Origin of the sequence: Aeromonas simiae (genome assembly GCF_014892695.1) — a bacterium.
Lineage (GTDB): Bacteria > Pseudomonadota > Gammaproteobacteria > Enterobacterales > Aeromonadaceae > Aeromonas > Aeromonas simiae.
This window is the reverse complement of record NZ_CP040449.1, coordinates 1,889,351-1,905,053: the sequence shown is the minus strand read 5'-3', so window position 1 is coordinate 1,905,053 and position 15,703 is coordinate 1,889,351. Positions and strand designations below refer to the sequence as shown.

The window sequence follows — 15,703 nt, the reverse complement described above, 5'->3', positions numbered from 1 at the left end:
GGGATTGACTTAATGGGTTATTGGAAATATTCCTGGCTCTTTCAACCAGGGCGAGAGCATGAACAGATCTTGATCACACTTTTGTAGACTTTATGCAGCGGAACATGAGTGTTTTAGCTCGGTTAAGCATCGCGGCATCTTAATAAATGTGATCTACATTCGTTCGTGATCTTGCCCTGCTCTTTCAACCAGTCTTCCAAGAGGAGAGAGAATAGCCAAAACACTAACAGAGCTTAAGCTTCCTGACATTAAAGTGGCTAACAATAAGCTGCTTATTGATGTATCAGTAAGCATGCCGGCAGCCATTGCGCTTGATATAATACTACCCCATATGAGCAAGAGTATTTTCACGGAAAAGCTAGCAGCCAATTTCGGCCTCGCGGCCTTCCCGCTTCTCAATTGAGCATATAATTTTTCCGCAGCCAAAACCTGCTCAGGTTCAGGCTTGGTCCTTACAGACTGGTATTCAACAATCGAACCATTCTTAGCTATTGGCGTTACATAAGCACTTACCCAATAGTGGTCGCCATTTTTACAGCGATTTTTTACTAGCCCCATCCATGAGCGGCCAGATTTTAATGTACTCCACATATGCTCAAATGCAGCAGGCGGCATATCTGGGTGTCTTACGATGTTGTGAGGCTGGCCTAATAGTTCTTCCTCAGTGAAACCACTGATTTTAATGAAGTCAGGATTAACGTACGTGATATGGCTTTGAGGGGAGGTAGTCGAAAGAATATTGGCATCTTTTGGGAGTTCTAAGTTTCGACCCGTCACTGGTAAATTCTGGCGCATAAGAACCTCAAGGGTTGGCTGTTTTATTTTATTGTTTTCGGCATTAAGCCCAATTTCTTGAGCGTTACGATAAAGCTAGCATGGAAACGATAGGTGCAAGCAAGTTAAGGGTTGCATCGCGCATGTCAATCTAGGCTATACCCTAACTTGATGTCAGGCAGGGCCGCGCCGCTTCGTCAGAATAGAGTCTGCTTTCCCATTTTTTGACACATGCCCGCGAAGGTTATAGATTTCAGCCTGACAGAAATGGGCTTTGAGGCACAACGGAACAGAAAGTGCACTTAAGCCGCCTTCAACCAAGGAGACATCGTGCAGGGGCACCGCATCGGCTACGTCCGGGTCAGCAGCTTTGACCAGAACCCGGAACGCCAGCTGGAACAAACCCAGGTGAGCAAGGTGTTCACCGACAAGGCATCGGGCAAGGACACCCAGCGCCCCCAGCTCGAAGCGCTGCTGAGCTTCGTCCGCGAAGGCGATACAGTGGTGGTGCACAGCATGGATCGGCTGGCCCGCAACCTCGATGACCTGCGTCGCTTGGTACAGAAGCTGACTCAGCGCGGCGTGCGCATCGAGTTCCTGAAGGAGGGCCTGGTGTTCACTGGCGAGGACTCGCCGATGGCCAACCTGATGCTGTCGGTGATGGGGGCCTTCGCTGAGTTCGAGCGCGCCCTGATCCGCGAGCGGCAGCGTGAGGGCATCGCCTTGGCCAAGCAGCGTGGCGCGTACCGGGGCCGCAAGAAAGCCCTGTCCGATGAGCAGGCTGCTACCCTGCGGCAGCGAGCGACGGCCGGCGAGCCCAAGGCGCAGCTTGCCCGCGAGTTCAACATCAGCCGGGAAACCCTCTACCAGTACCTCCGCACGGACGACTGACACATGCCGCGTCGCTTGATCCTCTCGGCCACGGAGCGGGACACCCTGCTTGCGCTGCCGGAAAGCCAGGATGACCTGATCCGCTACTACACCTTCAACGACTCCGACCTGTCGCTGATCCGCCAGCGACGCGGCGACGCCAACCGCCTCGGCTTCGCCGTGCAGCTCTGCCTGCTGCGCTACCCCGGTTACGCGCTGGGAACCGACAGCGAGCTGCCCGAGCCGGTCATCCTGTGGGTGGCGAAGCAAGTCCAGGCCGAGCCGGCGAGCTGGGCAAAGTACGGCGAGCGCGACGTGACCCGTCGCGAGCATGCCCAGGAACTGCGCACCTACCTGCAACTGGCCCCGTTCGGCCTGTCCGACTTCCGCGCCCTGGTGCGCGAGCTAACCGAGCTGGCCCAGCAGACCGACAAAGGCTTGCTGCTGGCCGGTCAGGCCCTGGAGAGCCTACGGCAGAAACGACGCATCCTGCCGGCGCTGAGCGTGATTGACCGGGCCTGCTCGGAAGCCATTGCGCGAGCCAATCGGCGGGTCTACCGCGCCCTGGTCGAACCACTCACGGACTCGCATCGGGCCAAGCTGGACGAGCTGTTGAAGCTCAAGGCCGGCAGCAGCATCACCTGGTTGACCTGGCTGCGCCAGGCACCGCTGAAACCCAACTCTCGGCACATGCTGGAACACATCGAGCGGCTGAAGACATTTCAGTTGGTGGACTTGCCCGAAGGCCTGGGCCGGCACATCCACCAGAACCGCCTGCTCAAGCTGGCCCGCGAGGGTGGGCAGATGACGCCCAAAGACCTCGGTAAGTTCGAGCCGCAGCGCCGCTACGCGACCCTGGCCGCCGTGGTGCTGGAGAGCACCGCGACCGTGATCGATGAGCTGGTCGATCTGCATGACCGCATCCTGGTCAAGCTGTTCAGCGGCGCGAAGCACAAGCATCAGCAGCAGTTCCAGAAGCAGGGCAAGGCGATCAACGACAAGGTGCGCCTGTACTCCAGGATCGGCCAGGCGCTGCTGGAAGCGAAGGAAAGCGGCAGCGACCCCTATGCCGCCATCGAGGCGGTGATTCCCTGGGACGAGTTCACCGAGAGCGTCAGCGAGGCCGAGCTGCTGGCCCGGCCGGAAGGCTTCGACCACCTGCACCTGGTCGGCGAGAACTTCGCCACCCTGCGCCGTTACACGCCGGCCTTGCTGGAGGTGCTGGAACTGCGCGCCGCGCCGGCCGCGCAAGGCGTGCTGGCAGCCGTGCAGACCCTGCGTGAGATGAACGCCGACAACCTGCGCAAGGTGCCGGCCGATGCACCCACGGCCTTCATCAAGCCGCGCTGGAAGCCGCTGGTGATCACCCCGGAAGGCCTCGACCGGAAATTCTACGAAATCTGCGCCCTGTCCGAGCTGAAGAACGCCCTGCGCTCCGGCGACATCTGGGTCAAGGGCTCGCGGCAGTTCCGCGACTTCGACGACTACCTGCTGCCGGCCGAGAAGTTCGCCGCACTCAAGCGCGAGCAGGCCCTGCCCCTGGCGATCAACCCGAACAGCGACCAGTACCTGGAAGAGCGTTTGCAGCTGCTGGACGAGCAGTTGGCCACCGTCACCCGCCTGGCCAAGGACAACGAGCTGCCCGATGCCATCCTCACCGAGTCAGGGCTGAAAATCACCCCGCTGGATGCGGCGGTGCCGGATCGGGCGCAGGCGCTGATCGACCAAACCAGCCAGTTACTGCCGCGCATCAAGATCACCGAACTGCTGATGGACGTGGACGACTGGACGGGCTTCAGCCGCCACTTCACCCACTTGAAGGACGGGGCCGAGGCCAAAGACAGGACGTTGCTGCTGTCCGCAATCCTCGGTGATGCGATCAACCTCGGGCTGACCAAGATGGCCGAGTCGAGCCCCGGCCTGACCTACGCCAAGCTGTCCTGGCTGCAAGCCTGGCACATCCGCGACGAAACCTATTCGGCGGCCTTGGCCGAGCTGGTCAACCACCAGTATCGCCACGCCTTTGCCGCCCACTGGGGCGACGGCACGACCTCATCCTCCGATGGCCAGCGCTTCCGCGCGGGTGGCCGGGGCGAGAGCACCGGGCACGTCAACCCGAAGTACGGTAGCGAGCCGGGACGGCTGTTCTATACCCATATCTCCGACCAGTACGCGCCGTTCAGCACCCGCGTGGTGAATGTCGGCGTCCGCGATTCCACCTATGTGCTCGACGGCCTGCTGTACCACGAGTCCGACCTGCGGATCGAGGAGCACTACACCGACACGGCCGGCTTCACCGATCACGTCTTTGCCCTGATGCACCTGCTAGGCTTCCGCTTCGCGCCGCGCATCCGCGACCTCGGCGAAACCAAGCTGTACGTGCCGCAGGGCGTGCAAGCCTACCCGACGTTGCGCCCGCTGATCGGCGGCACCCTGAACATCAAGCACGTGCGTGCCCACTGGGACGACATCCTGCGCCTGGCCAGCTCGATCAAGCAGGGCACCGTCACCGCCTCGCTGATGCTGCGCAAGCTCGGCAGCTACCCGCGCCAGAACGGACTGGCCGTGGCCCTGCGCGAGCTGGGCCGGATCGAGCGCACGCTGTTCATCCTGGACTGGCTGCAAAGTGTTGAACTGCGCCGCCGCGTGCATGCCGGCCTGAACAAAGGTGAGGCGCGCAACTCGCTGGCCAGGGCGGTGTTCTTCAACCGCCTTGGGGAAATCAGGGATCGGAGCTTCGAGCAGCAGCGCTACCGGGCCAGCGGCCTCAACCTGGTGACGGCGGCTATCGTGCTGTGGAACACGGTGTACCTGGAACGCGCCACCCAGGGGTTGGTCGAGGCCGGCAAGCCGGTGGACGGCGAGCTGCTGCAATTCCTGTCGCCGCTGGGCTGGGAGCACATCAACCTAACCGGCGATTACGTCTGGCGGCAGAGCCGCAGACTGGAAGACGGGAAGTTTCGGCCCTTACGGATGCCCGGAAAACCTTAGCGTACGATTTTTTCCGAATTCTGCGGGCTCCCCTTTTGGGTCTGCTCCAGAACGCGATAGTAATCGGCGCGTTGTTCCAGGATCGCCACCGACATGGCATACAGGCGGATACTCTGGCTATCAGCCTGGGAGAGTGCTAAATCAGTGAGGGCGCGGGTGATCCGGCCATTACCATCATCAAACGGGTGTAAGGTGACAAACCAGAGGTGGCTGATGGCAGCGCGCAGCAATGGATCTTGGCTGGGGTCGTTCAGGCTGGTATTGAACCAGTCGATAAAGCTGGCCAGTGCCGATTCGAGTCCCTGGCGTGGTGGGGCCTCGAAATGCACGGTCGGGCGATCCACTCGTCCAGATACCACTTGCATCGGCTCTTCACCGCGCAGCTGACCCACGCGCACACGCTGCACTGTCCAGTCAGAGGCGGGAAACAACCACTGATGCCATTGCAGCAGGCGCTCCAGCGTCAGCGGCTGATGTCGATTGTCGATGGCATCGAGCATCATGGCCGCCAGACCTTCGGAACGATCCGAGATGGGGTAGGGCTGCTCTTCGGATACGCCAAGCCGGCGGGCCAGTGATGAACGTACCGATTGGGCATTGAGCCGTTCATCTTCAATGGCCGAGGAGGCGAGGATATTCGCTAGCAGCGTATCGAGCGCCTGGTCTTGTTGTGCCAGCGTAGAGCCGTGAGCGGAATGAGTGCCCAGCAGCAGCCCCAGATTGCGTTGCGCTGCCCGCAACCGTGGCTGTAGCGGTTCATCCTGCCAGCAAAAGTGCGGCCAGCCTTGCTGTTGCCAGATCCAGTTCGCTGTCATCTGCTTGCCTAGTCCTTTTCGGTTACAAGATCACGCCAGACGAGCCGAATCGAACGCACATTCGGCTCACACAATGAGCCGATAATAGCGGTGATTCGGCTCACGGCACAACCGGTATAACGGAATTAATAACTGTGACGATCTATTGTCGTACTGGCCAAGACCATTCAAGCAGGCCCAGCAACAAGAGACCGCTGGTGTGTCAGTCTTTACCGATTTCTGGAAATGGAGATCGCTTTGAGTATCGGCTATGGTCGTCAGAGCAAGGGGCCAGGCAGATCTGTCACTGATGTTTGGTCTGGAATGAGCAGGAAAACTTTAGCGGCTAAAAATTTGGAGGTTTTAGGCATGGGCTGGACGCAGGAACAATCGATCAACTTTGAATGTGCCAGGGAAGTAATCAACGATCTGATGGCCATTTATACGACAAAAATTTATGCAGAAAAGGGAAAGGCGATACCAGACTCGGAGTTAATCAATAGTCTCTTGGCGGAAAGGAGCCGTTTGCATCAAGAAAGATCAGCTTTGGATGCTGATGATGACGTTGCAGTTGCAGCTGTTCGAACAAAGTACAACCCGATTGTGCGTTCTTTGCGCGAAGAACATCGAGAAGAATGGAGTAAGTTGGTATAACGCCCGCAGCGTTAGTGGCTGATTCGAATCTGTATAATCACCGATCAAGGTGGTGGCCGTTGCCTTGTTATATGCCTTGCAGCGTATCAATGACTGACTATGCCAGCAGAGGAAAGAACAGCCTCTTTCGAGGCTGCCAATTTTACTTGTCTTTGTATTTGTCGTAAGCCGCTTGAGCCTTGGCACTACTCAACCCTGAGCGAGCATTGGTGCAGTTATCGCCAGACATATCACCGCTGGCGCACTTTTCCAGTACACTTTTGGCTTCGTCGGCGTGGGCTTTGTAGTAGTCGCGGTCATAGACCCTCTCTGGTTGACCACAGGCACAGATCATCAGAGTGCAGGCGATGACTAGGTATCTCATCTTTGGTTCCATCCCCGAGGCAGTTACATGGCGGCTTTAATCAGTGGGTTATCGCCGCCGTCACCTTTCCCCTTGACGATATTTTTCAACACCCCATCTTTGTTCACGATAAAGGCTGTACTTTCATCCTTGTTCCCGCCGAGAGAATTGATCTCGGTGTAGCTATATGTCAGCCACTGATCCGTGCCGTCAGCGGTCATTTTTTGTGGAACGCCAAGGGCAGAGATGATCTTATCCTTCGTGGTCTTACCCACTTGAAACTTGGAGATGGTTGCCTGATTGACTTCAGTTCCTTGCTTGTAAGAACAAGCTGTCATACCCACAGTGGCCATACCCAAGAGAATTCCCAACACCAGCTTTTTCATCGTGCTCATATCCTTCGATTCATTTGAGAACGATTAGGTTAGGCGAGAGAGGTAAGCATTTCGATGTAAAAAGGCTTCTTTTGAGCCTTTTCATGATTGAAATCGCATTCTGCCAGTTTGGGGGGAGGTTATGTCTGGCTTGTTACGCATTTTTGCCGTCGGGGTCATAGAGCGAAACATAGTAGGTCAGGGCACTAAACACCGCGAAGTGGAGCAGAAATCGCCATCCTGAATAGGTATCAGGATGGTTCCAGTCGATCAGCATCCGGATGAACTGAATGGTGACATCAAAGGCCAATACCCATCGAAGTAGCGGCCATGATAGTACGGTCATGTACCAGACGGCCTTCAGGGTCTTTCTTCTTAGACTCTGCAGCAGGTTCGGGGCGGTTTTGGGCTTAATTGGCTGGCCAGGTGTCTGTTGTGCTGGCTTCTTCCGCTCAGGAAACTTGATGACATTGGTCATGGTCAGTGATGCTTCCTTGGTGTTTGGCGTGGGCGCGGAGGATGGCGCTATATTTTGCTCGTACTTCTGCAACCATCTCATCATCGTTTACACGCATGGCGGAGCGCTCCCTGGTGAGCTGTAAGCACCGATCATTCATCATTTCCAGCCGTTGCTCATCGGGAGAATTTTTCTTCTCCTCGTTGTAGACCTCTGCAGAGTAGATGGCTATCACATGATTGATCGCCTCTCTGGCACATTCAAAGTTGATGGATTGCTCTTGTGTCCATGTTGTCATCGTTCATCTCCTTCGAGGTTAGCTGCCAGCATTGTGTCACTACCAATTGAGTCTCATAATGAGCTATATCCGTCATACATTCTATCTAGGCACCATATTTCTGTATTTATTCGTTCAGTGCTCTGTTACGAACGCTTGACGGCCCGTCCATCGATAGATCGCTAAAACTTTTGTTCGTCGTTAATGTTTATGCCAATTTTTCAATATGTTGGTTGCGTCAATGTATCAACGCATAGGATACTTTTGAGTCATTTATCAATGGCTAACACTAGGTCAAGTAACGCCATGAGGGGCTAAGCCAGCAGAATGTTGAGTGATTGGCGAAATTGCTTACAGCGGAAAGGCGTGGTTCATTCGAGGCCTTTGTCGTGAGAAGGGTATATCGATCAGTCGTTCTCTTTATGATGGGGCGTTATGCGAAAGAAGAACGGGTGATACAGCCGATAATCTTGATTCAATATAAGGAATTAGTACATGAGTGATACATCCGAGAATCTCTACGATGAAGATAATGTAATGAGTTTGGAGGACCCGCCCTCAGTTACTTCATTTCGTGATGCCTTTGATGTGTCAATCGAGTCGGCTAAAATAATGAATTACGCCGCCGCCCAAAATAACATTCCGCTGGTTCAACGCCTGATTATTCGCAACAAGACCGATCAGCCGTTCAAACTGGTGGATTTGCAGATCAGCGCCAATCCTGCATTTTTCGAGTCCAAGCGATTTACCTTTGATACCTTCGGTGCTGCAGAATCTCGAACCTTCAATTCAGTTCAACTAAATCTCTCGTTAAAACACGATTATCTGTTTGATTTAGATGAGGCCGAGTCTGGTGACATCATAATTACAGTAGCCAAAGAAGGCGAAGAGTCCTTGGTGCACCACGAGCCAATCCGCGTATTGGCGCGCAACGAGTGGGGGGCCACTCTTGGTTTACCTGAACTCTTGGCGGCGCATGTTCAACCCACCCCCATAGAAGTCGATCGCATTCTGTCCTCCGCCTCATCTTTGCTCAAGTCATCGGCAGGATTGAGCATGAATGGATATCAGAGCAAGAACCGCGAGTATGTCTGGAAACAGGTAAATGCAATTTACCAGACGTTGGCAAATATGGGTTTTCAATATGCCCCGCCGCCTGCTTCTTTTGAACGAACTGGGCAGAAGATTCGCACAACCGCCCAGATCCTTGATGGCAAGATGATGACTTGTCTGGACTCCAGCGTACTCCTAGCCGCTTGTCTGGAGCAGGCGGGTTTAAACCCCGTGATATTACTCAAAGAAGGTCACGCGTGGGTCGGGGTTTGGTTGGTCGATTCGTACTTTTCCAACCCCGTTGAAGACTGTGCCCAAGATGTGAGAAAGCGGATTGCCTCTGGAGAGTTTCTCACGCTTGAGACTACCGTGATTCCTCAGGCTGCTTCCATGAAAAAAGCTATTGCCGATGCAGCGCATTACCTAGACGGAGCCCATGAGCATACTTTTGAATACGCCATTGACATCAAGAGAGCTCGCCAGAATCACATTCGTCCGATGCGCGCTGCCGCAGAAGTTGGTAAGGGTGCCGTCGAACCTGGAATTGTTCTACCTCCTGTTGGACCGACAATTGAAGATGTTCCTGTATTGCCCCCACTAGATCCTGGTGTCATAACCACCGAAAACGTGGTGACCGACAACACGCCAGAAGGTCGCATGGCAAACTGGAAATCTAAATTGCTAGACCTGACCCTGCGTAATCGGTTGCTGAACTTCAAACCCAGCAAAAAATTCCTGAAAGTTGTGATCCATGATGCTGGTGATCTGGAAGACGCACTTGCTGCTGGCGGTGAATTTAAGCTCGTAGCTAAGCGTTCGATGGCTGACATGGGTGATCCTCGCAGTGAGGATGAATTCAAAGCTGAGCACGGCATGACTTCAGCTGAGCTGCACGCCAAGTCAGTGTTGTCCAAAAAAGAGATCTGCTTTGATGTAGAAAAAGACAAACTACAGGACTACGCCACGGTCATATTCCGAGAGGCCAAAAACGCCTTGGATGAGACTGGCTCCAATAGTCTATATCTTGCGCTGGGTACCTTATGCTGGAAAGAAACACCCGAGGCTGAGACCGTCTTGAAGGCACCCATTCTTTTAGTGCCTGTGAAATTGAAGCGCGGTGCAGTAGGCTCCGGCATCCGATTAGAACGTCTGGATGAGGAGACCATCTTTAACCCCACACTTTTGCAAAAGCTGGCAATAACATTCGATATCGCCCTGCCATATGTCGACGGACAACTGCCTACTGATGACTCCGGCGTGGATGTAGACAAAATTTTTGCGACATTAAGGAAAAAAATCGAGGACTTGAAAGGTTTTGAAGTCATCGGGGATTCTTATCTTGGGCTGTACTCTTTTGCTAAGTACCTCATGTGGCGGGACCTATCCAAAAATACGCAGGATTTGCTCAAAAATAAGGTGGTGGACCATTTGGTAAACCATCACGGCGAGAACTTCCAGGACGACACCAAAGCGGTCAGACCTGAGGATTTGGATCGCGATTTTGCACCTCAATCGCTATATACACCGTTGCTGGCTGACTCGTCTCAATTGGCCGTGATCTGCACTGCTGAGAAAGGCCGCAACATGGTCGTGGAGGGTCCTCCAGGAACGGGCAAGTCCCAAACCATTACCAACCTTATCTCCCACTTCCTTGCGAATGGTAAGACCGTACTCTTTGTGGCTGAAAAAATGGCTGCCTTGGAGGTGGTTCACAATCGCTTGACCGACATTGGGCTGGCTGAGTTCTGCCTGGAACTGCACTCGACCAAAGCAAAGAAATCAGAGATTTCCAAGCAATTCGTTCAGGTGCTCGACTGTGCCGACAACAAACTCGTGGCTGACTGGGAACGCGAGGCAGAGCGGTTAGCAGTGCTCAGAAACGAACTGAATGCTTTGGTAAGAGCGCTGCACCAGACCCATCGAAACGGGTTGACTGTCTACGAAGCTATGGGTTGGACGTTGGCGAGCGACAAGGAACCAGCTCGATTCGACTGGGCCGACCCAGAGGTGCATGACTACAAGGAAAAATGCAATCTGGAGGATTTCGTAGGCGATTTAGCCGCACTCGCCACTCGTCTTTCAAAAATAGCGTCACACCCTCTCAGTGAAGTGAAAAAAGCAACGTGGACTCCCTCGTGGCAGGACAATCTCTTGCAAACGGCTAAGCAATGCGCTGAGCAAGTTTGTAATCTCGAGGCTCGACTGCAGGACTTTTCAGCACTCGTAAAAATCGACGCTAACCTTGCTAGTTTGAATCAACTCCAGTCCATTGATGAGCTTGCAAATGCGTTGCTTAACGCTTCACAGGTGCCGATGGAGTCAGCCAGTCAGGTTTTCAGTGCGCAAGAGCGCAAGAAACTAGGCGAACTGATCCGTCATGGTCAGATTCGCACAACGCTTTGGTCTTGTTTCCATAACTATGATTCGGAACTAAAAACGCTGAAAGCTGCACCTCTGAAACTTCATTGGCGAAGCGCTTCTCAGGATTGGTGGCCCAAGAAGTGGTTTACCAAGCGCAAAGTCTCTAATCAAATTAGACTTTTTAGTCTAGACAAAACTCGGGTGACCGATGATGCGATGGATTCGTTCCTTGATAATTTGGCCAAATTAAATGAAGAGGATCTGTACCTTCACGAGAATGCAGTAGTTGGAGCAACTTGTTTGGGTGATGTTTTCAAGGCTGAGAATACCGATTGGGATAAGGCTGCAGCTCATCTTCGTTGGATGGAAGCCCTGGCATTATCCGTGCAAAAAACCTTTGACGCACAGATGGAACACCTTGAAACAGCAAGAAACTCGCTTCGCATTCTGCTTACTGATCAAAGTGATTCCTTCGTTCCTGGCGGGCGTCTTTACAACGTAGCGCAGGCCTATCGTGACGCTTACTCGGCATTCACAGCGGCTTACAACAGTCTTGAGGATCTCGCTGACAATAACGAATTTTTAGGTGGCGCGACCCAAATTGGGATTCTGAGTCGTATACGCTCGACGCAGGCTCAGTGGCAAACAAACAAGCAGGAAATTCAGCCATGGTGTGTTTGGAACGACTCACGTTCCAAGGCGCTGTCACTGGGCTTGCAGGGCCTGATTGATCAAGTTGAGCAGGGCCTAGTAGATCTTGCCGATCTAAAGGGACATTTTGTGGTGTCTTATGCGAGCTGGTGGTTGAAGCGTATTTTGGATAGAGAGCCTTTGCTTGCGAACTTCTCTGGTGCATCACAAGCCCATAAGATTGCAGAGTTTCAGCAGGCGGATGAGCGCTTTCAGAAACTCACCATCCAGTATGTTCAGGCCAAGCTACGTAGCAAAATTCCGAACGGCTCCGAATTGTCTGGTGATCTAAAAAGCGAAGTAGGGTTTTTACGTCATGAAGCGCAAAAGCAGAAGATGCACAGACCTATCCGCGAGGTGCTTAAAAAATCCGCAGTAGTTTTGCCCCGCCTGAAACCCTGTCTGCTGATGTCGCCTCAATCAGTTGCGCAGTATTTGGATACAAGCACGCAAACATTTGATGTAGTTATTTTTGATGAGGCATCACAGATTCCAACATGGGATGCAGTTGGCGCCATTGCGCGGGGTAACCAATTGATTTGCGTAGGTGACCCCAAACAGTTGCCTCCAACTAACTTCTTTAGTTCCTCGGATGCTTCTGGCAACTTTGATGATGAAAACCTTATAGAGATGGAGTCAATTCTGGATGAATGCTTGTCTTGTGGCATGCCGTTGTCTCGTCTGGCTTGGCACTATCGCTCGCGCAACGAAGGGCTGATTACATTTAGCAACCACCAGTACTACGGCTCGGATTTAGTTACCTTCCCAAGTCCTGTGGAAATAGATAACTCGGTGGAGTTTGTTGACTCGCAGGGCATATATGAGCCCGGAAAATCCCGCACAAACAAGATTGAAGCCGCCAAAATAGTTGATGAGATTGAGCGCCATTACCTCTCAGGAGCGGGGAAGGAGTTCTCCATCGGAGTTATCACCTTTAACTCCACACAACAGGCGTTAATAGAGAAATTGTTGGATCAACGACGTCTTGCGAATCGACAGCTGGATGAATCCATCGCGCAGGCAGGCTCAGAAGAACTTTTCATCAAAAACTTGGAAAATGTCCAAGGTGATGAGCGAGACATCATATTGTTCTCAGTAACCTTTGCTAAGGATGCAAACGGTAAGTTGAGCATGAACTTCGGCCCTATGAACAAGGAGGGTGGCCACCGTCGTCTTAACGTGGCAGTAACCCGAGCCCGTCACAAGGTCAAGATTTTTTCAAGCCTACGTCCAGAGGATATCGACTTATCGCGCACTAACGCCAGGGGGGTGGCAGACATGAAAGCCTATCTGGATTTTGCGCTGCATGGAGCTCGAGTTTTGGCTAAGCAAGCGACCCCGACGGGTCGGGAACCGGACAGCCCTCTTGAATTACAGGTCATAGAAGCCTTGCGCAACCGCGGCTGGCGTGTTGTGCCACAAGTGGGTGTATCTGGTTATCGTATCGACATGGCAGTGGTCAATCCGCATGCCCCAGGCAAATTTTTACTGGGCGTCGAATGTGATGGTGCCACTTATCATTCCGCGCCAAGTGCCCGAGATCGAGACCGCCTCCGCCAGATGGTGCTCGAAGGTTTAGGTTGGAATATTCACCGAATTTGGTCGACTGACTGGTGGTTTAATCGAGAACTTCCCCTAAAAGCGCTGCTAGCACGGCTAGATGAATTGGAAGTGCAAGCTCGCTTGGATGTGGTCAAAGTCAGAGATGAAGACATCCAAACTGAAGCATTAGTTGCTGGTTAAGTGGTGCATAGCTAGCGTTATCTATTGGGGACTGTTTATTTCGAGGACTATTGAGACGGAAAAACCAGTTATTCAGGGCATGGTATAGTTAATGGCATTGCTGGTGGTTGTGTTTGTAAGTTATTGAATAATAAAGTGTTTTATTCGTCATTAACAATAGAGTGGGAGTGACGGGCACTGGCTGGCAATGTCTAGCAACGGCAGGCATTTCGGCTGAGGGTAAAAGAACTTTCCGCTAAGCGATAGACTGTATGTAAACACAGTATTGCAAGGACGCGGAACATGCCTCATGTGGCGGCCAGGACGGCCAGCCGGGATCGGGATACTGGTCGTTACCAGAGCCACCGACCCGAGCAAACCCTTCTCTATCAGATCGTTGACGAGTATTACCCGGCATTCGCTGCGCTTATGGCAGAGCAGGGAAAGGAATTGCCGGGCTATGTGCAACGGGAATTTGAAGAATTTCTCCAATGCGGGCGGCTGGAGCATGGCTTTCTACGGGTTCGCTGCGAGTCTTGCCACGCCGAGCACCTGGTCGCTTTCAGCTGTAAGCGTCGCGGTTTCTGCCCGAGCTGTGGGGCGCGGCGGATGGCCGAAAGTGCCGCCTTGCTGGTTGATGAAGTACTGCCTGAACAACCCATGCGTCAGTGGGTGTTGAGCTTCCCGTTTCAGCTGCGTTTCCTGTTTGCCAGCCGGCCCGAGATCATGGGGTGGGTGCTGGGCATCGTTTACCGCGTCATTGCCACGCACCTGGTCAAGAAAGCGGGCCATACCCACCAAGTGGCCAAGACGGGCGCGGTCACCCTGATCCAGCGTTTTGGATCGGCGCTCAATCTGAATGTTCACTTCCACATGCTGTTTCTCGACGGTGTGTATGTCGAGCAATCCCACGGCTCAGCGCGTTTCCGCTGGGTCAAGGCGCCGACCAGCCCAGAGCTCACCCAGCTGACGCACACCATCGCCCACCGGGTGGGTCGCTATCTGGAACGGCAAGGCCTGCTGGAACGGGATGTCGAAAACAGCTATCTGGCCTCGGATGCGGTGGATGACGACCCGATGACACCCCTGCTGGGGCACTCGATCACTTACCGTATCGCTGTCGGTTCACAGGCGGGGCGAAAGGTGTTCACTTTGCAAACTCTGCCGACCAGTGGTGATCCGTTCGGTGACGGGATTGGCAAGGTAGCCGGGTCCAGCCTGCACGCCGGCGTGGCGGCCAGGGCCGATGAACGCAAGAAGCTCGAACGGCTGTGCCGGTACATCAGCCGCCCGGCGGTATCCGAGAAGCGGCTGTCGTTAACACGAGGCGGCAACGTGCGCTACCAGCTCAAGACGCCGTACCGGGACGGCACCACGCACGTCATTTTCGAACCATTGGATTTCATTGCAAGGCTGGCCGCCCTGGTACCGAAGCCCAGAGTCAACCTAACCCGCTTCCACGGGGTGTTCGCACCCAACAGTCGGCACCGGGCGTTGGTCACGCCGGCAAAACGGGGCAGGGGCAACAAGGTCAGGGTGGCTGATGAACCGGCAACACCAGCACAACGGCGAGCGTCGATGACATGGGCGCAACGGCTCAAGCGTGTTTTCAATATCGACATCGAGACCTGCAGCGGCTGCGGCGGCGCCATGAAAGTCATCGCCTGCATTGAAGACCCTATAGTGATCAAGCAGATCCTTGATCACCTGAAGCACAAAGCCGAAACCAGCGGGACCAGGGCGTTACCCGAAAGCCGGGCGCCACCGGCTGAGCTGCTCCTGGGTCTGTTTGACTGACGAGCCTGAAGGCCAACGATACCAATCAAAATGCTGCGTTCACAGCGCCGCGGCAGGGATCCGCCGTGCTGGTTGTCGGAAAAGGAGCCGCTAGTGGGAAAGAGGAGGGTAAATTTTCAGCGTTGCTGGCTCCCCGTCAGCCGGATTGGGTTGCATCGCAGGGGTGTCGAAAGAGTCAACTGCGGTCCAAAGCTGTTGGACTTGGGTGAAAAGGGCGTTTATTCTTCCTATACGTTGTCGGCAGCGGGCCAAAAAGGAATACGTCCATGCCCATCGAGGTGAAACCGGCTGTGAGCGCGGGTTCAAGCATATAGCCCGACAGGCGCGTATCCTTGCCGATCACGACACGATGGCGGTGGTCACCGCGACGAAAGACACGGCCAGCCGCCATGCCGACGCGCAAGGCGGTTTCCGCCGTCATCGCGCCTTCGTTGGCTTTGCCACGAATACCGTCTGTGCCGAAATATTTGCGCACCATAAGGTCGATTATCCTGTCGTCGGGTCGCCCTCAAAGGGGACATGCCTGCTGAACCGCGAATATAGAGA

At 54.1% G+C, this 15,703-nt stretch carries 12 protein-coding genes; 5 read left to right on the top strand and 7 right to left on the bottom strand.

The features are described 5' to 3' along the window. Positions 1–153: 153 nt before the first annotated feature. Positions 154–795, bottom strand: a complete 642-nt coding sequence (locus tag FE240_RS09035; protein ID WP_226799085.1) for a PAS domain-containing protein — start codon at positions 793–795, stop codon at positions 154–156. A gap of 309 nt (positions 796–1,104) precedes the next feature. On the opposite strand from FE240_RS09035, the gene FE240_RS09030 reads away from it, so the two are divergent. Together FE240_RS09030 and FE240_RS09025 are read left to right on the top strand one after the other, a co-directional pair. Then, positions 1,105–1,665 (top strand): recombinase family protein, encoded by a 561-nt coding sequence (locus FE240_RS09030; RefSeq protein ID WP_001161490.1) that lies wholly within the window; start codon positions 1,105–1,107, stop codon positions 1,663–1,665. 3 nt (positions 1,666–1,668) lie between these two features. Beyond that, the gene (locus FE240_RS09025; RefSeq protein ID WP_001138014.1) at positions 1,669–4,635 is read left to right on the top strand and encodes a Tn3-like element TnAs1 family transposase; all 2,967 of its coding nucleotides are present in this window, start codon (positions 1,669–1,671) and stop codon (positions 4,633–4,635) included. Here the strand turns inward: FE240_RS09025 and FE240_RS09020 are convergent. Then, the gene (locus FE240_RS09020) at positions 4,632–5,450 is read right to left on the bottom strand and encodes a Fic family protein (RefSeq protein WP_193004264.1); all 819 of its coding nucleotides are present in this window, start codon (positions 5,448–5,450) and stop codon (positions 4,632–4,634) included. The genes FE240_RS09025 and FE240_RS09020 overlap by 4 nt on opposite strands. Before the next feature lie 237 nt (positions 5,451–5,687). Between FE240_RS09020 and FE240_RS09015 the strand changes: the two genes are divergently transcribed. Then, the gene (locus FE240_RS09015) at positions 5,688–6,083 is read left to right on the top strand and encodes a hypothetical protein (protein WP_193004262.1); all 396 of its coding nucleotides are present in this window, start codon (positions 5,688–5,690) and stop codon (positions 6,081–6,083) included. 142 nt (positions 6,084–6,225) lie between these two features. On the opposite strand, the gene FE240_RS09010 is transcribed toward FE240_RS09015, so the two are convergent. From FE240_RS09010 to FE240_RS08995, 4 genes are all read right to left on the bottom strand, one after another. Beyond that, complete coding sequence (locus FE240_RS09010; RefSeq protein ID WP_226799083.1) at positions 6,226–6,447, bottom strand: EexN family lipoprotein; 222 nt, start codon at positions 6,445–6,447, stop codon at positions 6,226–6,228. 23 nt (positions 6,448–6,470) lie between these two features. Continuing rightward, positions 6,471–6,812, bottom strand: coding sequence for a hypothetical protein (locus FE240_RS09005; protein WP_193004258.1), 342 nt, complete (start codon positions 6,810–6,812; stop codon positions 6,471–6,473). A 142-nt stretch (positions 6,813–6,954) separates the two neighbouring features. After that, positions 6,955–7,278, bottom strand: a complete 324-nt coding sequence (gene kleE, locus FE240_RS09000) for a KleE stable inheritance protein (RefSeq protein WP_193004256.1) — start codon at positions 7,276–7,278, stop codon at positions 6,955–6,957. Next, on the bottom strand, positions 7,253–7,555 hold the full coding sequence (locus FE240_RS08995; RefSeq protein ID WP_193004254.1) for a hypothetical protein: 303 nt from the start codon (positions 7,553–7,555) through the stop codon (positions 7,253–7,255). The genes kleE and FE240_RS08995 overlap by 26 nt, the downstream gene beginning before the upstream one ends. Before the next feature lie 474 nt (positions 7,556–8,029). On the opposite strand from FE240_RS08995, the gene FE240_RS08990 reads away from it, so the two are divergent. Continuing rightward, a complete protein-coding gene (locus tag FE240_RS08990; RefSeq protein ID WP_193004252.1) occupies positions 8,030–13,381 on the top strand; it encodes a DUF4011 domain-containing protein in 5,352 nt (1,783 codons plus the stop codon). Positions 13,382–13,663: 282 nt separating this feature from the next. Beyond that, positions 13,664–15,157 carry an IS91-like element ISCR2 family transposase gene (locus FE240_RS08985; RefSeq protein ID WP_001120888.1) on the top strand — a complete coding sequence of 498 codons (1,494 nt, stop codon included), beginning with the start codon at positions 13,664–13,666 and terminating at the stop codon, positions 15,155–15,157. A 175-nt stretch (positions 15,158–15,332) separates the two neighbouring features. On the opposite strand, the gene FE240_RS08975 is transcribed toward FE240_RS08985, so the two are convergent. Beyond that, positions 15,333–15,635: a phosphoglucosamine mutase gene (locus FE240_RS08975; protein ID WP_000251875.1), complete on the bottom strand. Its 303-nt coding sequence runs from the start codon at positions 15,633–15,635 to the stop codon at positions 15,333–15,335. Between the last annotated feature and the right edge of the window lie 68 nt (positions 15,636–15,703).